8 protein-coding genes, 1 pseudogene and 1 riboswitch are annotated in these 8173 nt (G+C 64.3%); of the genes and pseudogenes, 5 read left to right on the plus strand and 4 right to left on the minus strand.

Annotated features, from left to right (window positions below; translation table 11 throughout):
* A pseudogene (locus tag EN969_RS08045) lies at positions 1–378 on the plus strand (hypothetical protein); the annotation flags it as partial.
* A gap of 17 nt (positions 379–395) precedes the next feature.
* Here EN969_RS08045 and EN969_RS08050 read toward each other — a convergent pair.
* From EN969_RS08050 to EN969_RS08065, 4 genes are all read right to left on the minus strand, one after another.
* Complete coding sequence (locus EN969_RS08050; RefSeq protein ID WP_063169193.1) at positions 396–695, minus strand: CcdB family protein; 300 nt, start codon at positions 693–695, stop codon at positions 396–398.
* Entirely contained in the window at positions 695–937 is a 243-nt protein-coding gene (locus tag EN969_RS08055) for a type II toxin-antitoxin system CcdA family antitoxin (RefSeq protein WP_063170355.1), read from the minus strand. Before EN969_RS08055 ends, EN969_RS08050 begins: the two co-directional genes overlap by 1 nt.
* Positions 938–1104: 167 nt before the next feature.
* Complete coding sequence (locus tag EN969_RS08060) at positions 1105–2925, minus strand: ABC-F family ATP-binding cassette domain-containing protein (protein ID WP_063169192.1); 1821 nt, start codon at positions 2923–2925, stop codon at positions 1105–1107.
* A 1-nt stretch (position 2926) separates the two neighbouring features.
* On the minus strand, positions 2927–3586 hold the full coding sequence (locus tag EN969_RS08065) for a thiamine diphosphokinase (RefSeq protein ID WP_027162509.1): 660 nt from the start codon (positions 3584–3586) through the stop codon (positions 2927–2929).
* 87 nt (positions 3587–3673) lie between these two features.
* Positions 3674–3788, plus strand: a riboswitch (TPP riboswitch).
* A gap of 43 nt (positions 3789–3831) precedes the next feature.
* On the opposite strand from EN969_RS08065, the gene thiB reads away from it, so the two are divergent.
* The 4 genes from thiB to EN969_RS08085 all read left to right on the plus strand — a co-directional run.
* Positions 3832–4830, plus strand: coding sequence for a thiamine ABC transporter substrate binding subunit (gene thiB / locus EN969_RS08070; RefSeq protein WP_063169191.1), 999 nt, complete (start codon positions 3832–3834; stop codon positions 4828–4830).
* Positions 4831–4838: 8 nt separating this feature from the next.
* Positions 4839–6464 carry a thiamine/thiamine pyrophosphate ABC transporter permease gene (thiP, locus tag EN969_RS08075; protein WP_024502936.1) on the plus strand — a complete coding sequence of 542 codons (1626 nt, stop codon included), beginning with the start codon at positions 4839–4841 and terminating at the stop codon, positions 6462–6464.
* Complete coding sequence (thiQ, locus tag EN969_RS08080; RefSeq protein WP_063169190.1) at positions 6457–7248, plus strand: thiamine ABC transporter ATP-binding protein; 792 nt, start codon at positions 6457–6459, stop codon at positions 7246–7248. Before thiP ends, thiQ begins: the two co-directional genes overlap by 8 nt.
* Before the next feature lie 258 nt (positions 7249–7506).
* Positions 7507–8173 (plus strand): M48 family metalloprotease (locus EN969_RS08085; RefSeq protein ID WP_164758177.1); only part of this gene is annotated, 667 nt, incomplete at its 3' end.

Here is an 8173-nt window from a genome sequence, read left to right on the forward strand (position 1 = left end):
ACCATCCGCCGCAACACCGACCAGACGCTGCCGGCCAGCCATATCATCGAGATGATCTTCCTGACGCCCGACGGCTTCGAGGGCGGCGGTGTCGACAACATCCTGCGCGTTGCCATGAAGGCTTCGGAGCAGGATGCCGGCAGCCCGCTGATCGGCATTCCGGCCAAGATTGCCGACGGCTTCTTCCTCGTCGCGCTCAACGACACCAAGGCCGACGAAGACGCCAACATGACCTTGTTGCGCGGCCAGGACTGGATCGACGTGCCGGTGGTCTACAAGACCGGACGGCGGGCGTTGCTGACCATGGAAAAGGGCATTCCCGGAGAGAAGGTGTTCGACGAGGCAATCAAGGCCTGGCAGGCCAAGACGGCAGGCTGAGACGCTGTAGCCGCCGTTCAGAAGCCCTGGAACAGCATGTCGAGCGCAGCGACGATGTCGTCGTGGTGCTTGATCAGGTTCAGCCGACTTTCGCCCAATTCGCTGGCAGAAACGGTGGCAACCAGGTGTGTTGCCATAACGAGCTTTCGACCGTTGATCTCAAAAATCGGATGAAGCTTTCGCATCGGCGGTGGCACCATTGCGACCGGCAGAAGCGGCACGACCACCCGCGTCTTGAAATTGTCGAGCAGCTCTGACTGAACGTCGAGCACATAGCTGCCTTCGATGCGACCGGCGAAGACATCATAGCGGGGCATCAGAACTGCCGGTACTCTTCCAGCGGGATGCCATGTTTCTCGATATAGTCGTTCCACGCGTCCATCGTGGCGCGGTTCTCAAGCTTCCACAGTCGCGTTTTTTCGGCAGCCACCGCCTCCGCGATGCCGGCCTCCGCAGCGCGCGAGACATTCACGTCAAGTCCCTTGGCTTCCCTCATGAGGTTCGAATCGATCGACAGATTTGCTGGCTGACGGGTCGCACTCAAGGCAATTTTGCGCATAATAGCCTCCGCAACATGCGCATAATATATGCGCATTTCTGTATGGAGGCAATCAGGCGGTTCTAGCTGCAGGTAGGGGCGCTCGGCCCCTTCGCTATGGCTCCGGGCGTTCGTCGCTTCAATCGACAAATCGTCGTCGATTGATCGGCCTACGGCCGAAACACTCCTCACCCCTCCATCTCCTCGCGCAACATCTCCAGTTCCAGCCATTCTTCCTCGAGCGCGGCCAGCGTCGCGCGCTCCTTGTCGAGGGCGGCGATGGTTTTCTGGAACGAGGCCGGATCGCGCTCGTAATAGGCCGGATCGGCGATGTTGTTCTCCAGCCTCGAGATCGAGGCCATCACAGCTTCGATTTTCTTCGGCAGGGATTCCAGTGCGAATTTCTGCTTGAACGACAGTTTCTTCGCCGGCCCTTTTGGCGCGGCGGCTTCGCTCTTGCCTGACGCGGGCGCCTCGCCATTTTCGGCTCTCGCCCGCGCCTTGCGGTCGTCCAGCTTCGTGCCGCCGCGCTGCGCCAGCATGTCGGAGTAGCCGCCGGCATATTCGATCCAGCGGCCCTCACCATCCGGCGCGATCAGGCTGGTCACGGTGCGGTCGAGGAAATCGCGGTCGTGGCTGACCAGGATGACGGTGCCGGCGAAACCGGCGACCAGTTCCTGCAGCAGTTCCAGCGTCTCCATGTCGAGATCGTTGGTCGGCTCATCGAGCACCAGAAGGTTTGCGGGCCGCGCCAGCACGCGCGCCAGCAAGAGCCGCGCCCGCTCGCCGCCGGACAACTCGCGCACCGGCGTGCGCGCCTGCTCGGGCTTGAACAGGAAATCCTTCATGTAGGAGACCACGTGGCGCTGCTCGCCATTGATGACGAGGTTTTCGCCGCGCCCATCGGTGAGATATTGTGCCAGCGTCTCCTGCGGGTCGACCGCCTCGCGCTTCTGGTCGAGCGTGGCGATCTCCAGATTGGTGCCGAGCCGCACCGAGCCGGCGTCCGGCTTCATCTCGCCGGTCAGCATTTTCAAGAGCGTGGTCTTGCCGGCGCCGTTCGGCCCGACCAGGCCAACGCGATCGCCACGCTGGATGCGGGTCGAAAACGCCTTGACCACGGTGAGATCGCCAAAGCTCTTTTCGATGTTTTTCGCCTCGATCACCAGCTTGCCGGACTCGGTGGCGTCGCTCGCCACCATGATCGCCGACCCTTCGGCCCCGCGATGACCGCGAAAACGCTGACGCATGGTCTGCAACTCGCCGAGCCGGCGCATGTTGCGCTTGCGCCGCGCCGTCACGCCGTAGCGCAGCCAATGCTCTTCGCGAACGATCTGGCGACCGAGCTTGTGCTGCTCGCGTTCTTCTTCCTCCAGAACCAGGTCGCGCCATTCCTCGAAATGGCCGAAGCCCTTGTCCAGCCTGCGGGTCTGGCCGCGATCGAGCCAGACCGTGGCGCGCGACACGCGTTCGAGGAAGCGGCGGTCGTGCGAGATGACGATCAGCGCCGAGGAGGTGCGGATGAGTTCTTCTTCCAGCCATTCGATGACCGAGAGGTCGAGATGGTTGGTCGGCTCATCGAGCAGCAGGATATCGGGCTCCGGCGCCATGACGCGGGCAAGGGCGGCGCGCCTCGCCTCGCCGCCCGACAGGTCGTTCGGACGTTCCTCACCCGACAGGCCGAGATGCTCCATCAGATAGCTGGCGCGGTAGGGATCGTCGGCGGGGCCAAGCCCGGCCTCGACATAGGCGCGGACAGTGGCAAAACCTTCCATGTCGGGCATCTGCGGCAAATAGCGGACGGTCGCCGAAGGCTGGCGGAACACTTCGCCGTCCTGCGGCTCGATCAGGCCGGCGGCGATCTTCAGCAGGGTCGACTTGCCGGACCCGTTGCGGCCGACCAGTGCGATCTTGTCGCCGGCCGAAGCCGTCAAGGCGGCGCCATCGAGCAGCGGCGTGCCGCCGAAGGTCAGTTTTATCCCATCAAGGTTGAGAAGGGGCGGGGCCATGTCAGCTTTCAGGTAAGGGATAGGGATGAGCGAGCAGCATCGCGCGGCCATGGCCGAGCGCGATTTCGAGGCGGCCCCCGGTCTTGTCGGACTTGACCTCGTTGGAAATGGTCAGCGACGAACCGAACGCCACCTTGACGTGAGCGAGCGGCCATTTGGCGCCGGTGACGGTCAGGCCGTCGAGCTCGGAAAAGCCGAGCACCGAAAACAGCGTGCCGTCGGCATAGTCGAAGCCGGCCGTTCCGCGCAGCAGGGGGATGCCTTCCTGAGCGCCGCTGGTCAAAAGCACGTCCGTTCCCGCCTCCGCCAGCCGCAGGGCGAGCGACAGATGCAGAAAAGCGTGGTCGGCGCGCTTGCCGCCAAAGGCGCCGGCCAGCACCAGGCGGGTCGCGCCGCGCTCCAGTGCCGCGGCGACGGCAAGTTCGCCATCGGTCTGGTCCTTTTCCGCCGGGAAGGTCCGGCGCGGCACGGAAGCGAGATCGTCCGGCAGGTTGGCCGGCACCGAATCGAAATCACCCACCCACAGCTCCGGCACGAGACCCAGCAACCGCGCATGACCGATGCCGGCGTCGGCGGCGATGACGCGGGAGCCTTTGACCTGACGGTCGAGCCGTGGCGTACGGATGAGATCGCCGCCAAGCAGGATGGTGAATGTGCTCATATCGTGTGGCCCTTACCAGCCCGGCACGGGAAACGGAAGGCGGCAAACTCCCGCTTGCATGGCGGATCGGCCCGGCCTATGTGTCGAAACGCTCTAACGGGGTGCCGGACGCGATCTTCGCGGACCGGCTGAGAGGCAGTCTCGCCAACCCGCTGAACCTGATCCGGTTTGTACCGGCGGAGGGATTAGACGTTTCGGACAGTCCGACGCCTCAATTCCTTTCAATTCAAACGAAGGAGGCGCCGATGCGCACGCTTTTATACGCTCTTGTTTCAGCAACGGTCGTGGCCTTGTCCGGGCCCGCCTTGGCCAAGGACAAGCTCACCGTCTACACCTATGAGAGTTTCACCGCCGACTGGGGTCCGGGTCCCGTGGTGAAGAAGGAGTTCGAGGCCGAATGCGGCTGCGACGTCGACTTCGTCTCGGTCGCCGATGGCGTCGCGCTGCTCAACCGCGTCAGATTGGAAGGCACATCGACCAAGGCCGATATCGTGCTTGGCCTGGATACCAATCTCACCGCCGATGCCAAGGCGTCAGGCTTGTTCGCGCCGCATGGCGCGGTGACGGATGTCAGTGTGCCGGGCGGCTGGAGCGACGACACGTTTGTCCCCTTCGACTACGGCTATTTCGCTGTCGTCTACGACACGCAGAAGATGAAGACGCCGCCGAAGAGCCTGAAGGAGCTGATCGAAGGCAGTGCCAACGACAAGATCGTCATCCAGGATCCGCGCACCTCGACGCCAGGCCTCGGCCTGCTTCTTTGGGTCAAGTCGGTCTATGGCGACAAGGCACCCGAGGCCTGGGCCAAGCTCAAGGCCAAGGTGCTGACCGTGACGCCGGGCTGGAGCGAGGCCTATGGGCTGTTCACCAAGGGCGAGGCGCCGATGGTGCTGTCCTACACGACGTCGCCAGCCTACCACATGGTCGCCGAGAACACGGAGCGCTACCAGGCGGCCTCCTTCGAGGAGGGCGAGTATCTGCAGATCGAGGTGGCGGGTATCACCACGACAGGAGCCAAGAATCCGCTGGCGGCCAAGTTCATGGCCTTCATGACCGGGCCGAAATTCCAGGATGCCATCCCCGAGACCAACTGGATGTTCCCGGCAGGCAAGACCGACAAGCCGCTCAATCCGGCCTTCGACAAACTGGTCAAGCCGACGAAGACCTTGCTGTTCAGCCCGCAAGAGGTCGCCGCCAACCGCAAGGCCTGGGTCGATGAATGGCTGGCGGCGATGAGCAAATAGGCAGCGCGATGGCGCCGGCGCATTCCACGGATTCCCGCGTCAGTGCCGGCATTGTCGCGCTCGCTGCAATCGCGCTGCTGATCGGCGGCGCGTTTGCCGGCCTGCTTTTCGAGGGCGCCCATGATTTCTCGGGCGCCTGGGCAGCCTTCGATCCCTATCTGCTTCGCGTCATTCGCTTCACGCTCTGGCAAGCGGTCCTGTCGACGCTGCTTTCGGTCATCCCGGGGCTGTTTGTGGCGCGCGCTCTGTCGCGGCATCCACGTTTCTTCGGCCGCGCCTTCATCCTGCAGATCTTCGCCGTGCCGTTGGCGCTGCCGGCCATCGTTGCAGCGCTCGGCATCCTGGCGCTTTATGGCCGTGCCGGCTACTTCGCCGGCGTGCTTGCCGTTATCGGCGGCGGAAGCTGGCCGGGCATCTATGGCCTGTCCGGCATTCTCGTCGCCCATGTCTTCTTCAACCTGCCGCTGGCGACGCGGCTGTTCCTCGAGGCGCTGCAGACCATACCGGCCGACCAATGGCGGCTGGCGAGCCAACTCGGCATGGCGGCCCGGCCGGCGTTCCGGCTGATCGAATGGCCAACGCTGCGCGCCGCACTGCCCGGCGTCGCCGGGCTTGTGTTCATGCTCTGCATCACATCCTTCACGATCGTGCTGACGCTCGGCGGCGGGCCGGCCGCGACGACGCTTGAGGTCGGCATCTACCAGGCGCTGCGCTTCGATTTCGATCCCGCACGGGCCGTTGCACTGACGCTGCTGCAGATCGCCTTGACCTTTATCGTGGTGCTGGCACTGACGCGGCTAGGCGCCAATGTGGTCGGCGACACCAATTTGCCGGTCGCGCAACGCCGCTATCTCTCGGTCAATCGGAGCGAGACCTGGTTGAACGCGCTACTCATCGTCCTGGCGCTGCTGTTCGTTGTCGGGCCGATGGCGGCAACCGTGATGGCCGGATTGAGTGCCGATCTCGCCCGCTTGGCCGGCGAGGCCACTGTCCGGCAGGCAACGCTGACCAGTGCGGCGCTCGCCTTCCTGTCGGCGCTGCTTTCGGTGATGCTGTCGCTGGCGCTGACCATGGCGCGGCGGGCACTGGCGCTGAACCGCCGTGCCGGCGCAAAGACACTGCTCGAACACGCCACCGATACAGGCGCCGGTTTTGTCCTGGTCGTGCCGCCGATCGTCGTCGGCGCCGGCTGGTTCCTGTTGTTGCGCCATGTCGGCGATGTCTTCGCCATCGCTCCGGTCATGGTCGTCACCGTCAACGCGGTGATGGCGATGCCGTTTGCGCTCCGCGCCGTGCGTCCCGCCTATGATGCAGCGAGCGAGCGTCACGAACGGCTCTGTGCACAGCTCGGCATTGCGGGCTGGAACCGGCTGATGCTGGTCGACTGGCCGTCGCTGCGGCGACCGCTCGCCACGGCCTTCGCTTTCGCCATGGCGCTGTCGCTCGGCGATCTCGGTGTCATTGCCTTGTTCGGCAGTGATTCCGTGCAGACATTGCCCTACCTTCTTCTGGCTCGGATGGGCAGCTACCGCACCGAGGATGCCGCCGGCCTCGCACTGCTGCTCGGCCTCGTCTGTCTCGCGTTGATCGTGGCGGCGCACTGGCTGGGAAGGGAGGAGGTCCGTGATGCGTGAAAAGGCGGCCAACGGGCTCGCGAAGGGCGCGCCGGTGCGGCTGGACAAAGTGTCGTTCAGCTATGGCAGCTATGGCGAGGCGCCGCTTGTTTTCGATGTCGAGTTTGCCGCGGCGACGATCACCGCCATCATGGGGCCGAGCGGTTCGGGCAAGTCGACACTGCTCAATCTGGTCGCCGGCTTCGAGACCCCACGGTCGGGCCGCGTGCTGGTCGGCGGTGTCGATGTCAGCGCCGAGCCGGCCTCGGCGCGGCCGGTGTCGATGGTGTTCCAGGAGAACAATCTCTTCGCGCATCTTTCCGTCGAGCAGAATGTCGGGCTCGGCCGCTCGCCATCCCTGCGGCTGACCGAGGCGGACCGCGCTGCGGTCGCCGAGGCGCTTGCGCGCACCGGTCTTGCGGGCAAGGAGAAACGCCTGCCGCGCGAGCTCTCCGGGGGCGAACGCCAGCGCGTCGCCCTGGCCCGCGTGCTGGTGCGCGACCGACCGGTGTTGCTGCTCGACGAGCCCTTCGCTTCGCTCGGACCGGCTTTACGCGACGAGATGCTGGATCTGGTTGCCGCCGTTCATGCCGAACGCGCCATGACAGTGCTGTTCGTCACCCACCAGCCGGAGGATGCACGCCGCATCGGCGAGCATATGGTGTTTGTCGACAATGGGTTGGTCGCCGCCACCGGCAAGGCTGATGATTTCTTCGCCGGGGCTGGTCCGGAGGCGTTCCGGCGCTATATCGGCGCGGGTGCCGGATATTCCACATCACGCGATGTTGCCCGGAAGCGGACATAATTTACGGTCAAACCGGCTCCAGGCGATGTGGCGTTTGCTTGCCATGACCGGGGGAGTGTGGCTAGGTCCGCCCTACCGGTCCGGCACAGGCCGTGATTTGCCTGCAGTATCCGGCGCCCGCCCCTGGGATGGGCCGCGGATACTGCAGCAGTTTGAGATATGGCACGTGAACATTCTGAAGATCGTCCCCGATTTTCAATGTCATGTGCCGGGACCCGAAAGGAAGCCGTTCTGGCGATCGGCGCTAACACATTGGGAATGAAACCGCTGGCGCGCTTTCTCGCGCTGGCCGGCTTTGCCGTGGCGTTGGCAAGCTGCCAGATGTTCACGCCGCCGGAGGTTCAGGAATCCGGCTTCCAGCCTTCCGACAAGCCGATCACGGTGGACAATGTCGGCGCCAACAACAAGCTCGCCGAATTGGCCAGGGCGCAGCATCCGCGCATCCTGGCGACCTATGGCGGCGAATATTCCGATCCCAAGCTCGAGCGCATGGTCGCCAAGGTGGTCGGTAGTTTGACGGTGGTGTCCGCCAACCCGACACAGACCTATCGCATCACCATTTTGAATTCGCCCAATGTCAATGCCTTCGCGCTGCCGGGCGGCTATCTCTACATCACGCGCGGCCTCCTGGCGCTGGCCAATGATTCGGCCGAGCTTGCAGCTGTCATCGCGCATGAGATGGGCCACGTCACCGCCAATCACGGCTTGCAGCGCCAGCAACTCGAGGCAGAGGAAGGCCTGGCGACCAAGGTGGTTTCCGATGTGCTCGGCGACAGCCCGACCGCCAAGGCGGCGTTGATCCGCGGCAAGCTGAGGCTCGCGCAATTCTCGCGCAACCAGGAGCTGGAAGCCGACGCCATCGGCATCAAGTCGATCGGCGAGGCCGGCTACGATCCCTTCGCCGCCCGCCGCTTCCTGCAATCAA

Source organism: Mesorhizobium sp. M7A.F.Ca.CA.003.01.2.1 (genome assembly GCF_003998945.1).
Taxonomy (GTDB): domain Bacteria; phylum Pseudomonadota; class Alphaproteobacteria; order Rhizobiales; family Rhizobiaceae; genus Mesorhizobium; species Mesorhizobium ciceri.

Excerpts from the sequence above, each read along its gene's own strand:
- EN969_RS08050 (WP_063169193.1), bottom strand. The coding sequence starts at position 695 with ATGCCCCGCTATGATGTCTTCGCCGGTCGCATCGAAGGCAGCTATGTG.
- EN969_RS08055 (WP_063170355.1), bottom strand. The coding sequence starts at position 937 with ATGCGCAAAATTGCCTTGAGTGCGACCCGTCAGCCAGCAAATCTGTCG.
- EN969_RS08060 (WP_063169192.1), bottom strand. The coding sequence starts at position 2,925 with ATGGCCCCGCCCCTTCTCAACCTTGATGGGATAAAACTGACCTTCGGC.
- EN969_RS08065 (WP_027162509.1), bottom strand. The coding sequence starts at position 3,586 with ATGAGCACATTCACCATCCTGCTTGGCGGCGATCTCATCCGTACGCCA.
- thiB (WP_063169191.1), top strand. The coding sequence starts at position 3,832 with ATGCGCACGCTTTTATACGCTCTTGTTTCAGCAACGGTCGTGGCCTTG.
- thiP (WP_024502936.1), top strand. The coding sequence starts at position 4,839 with ATGGCGCCGGCGCATTCCACGGATTCCCGCGTCAGTGCCGGCATTGTC.
- thiQ (WP_063169190.1), top strand. The coding sequence starts at position 6,457 with ATGCGTGAAAAGGCGGCCAACGGGCTCGCGAAGGGCGCGCCGGTGCGG.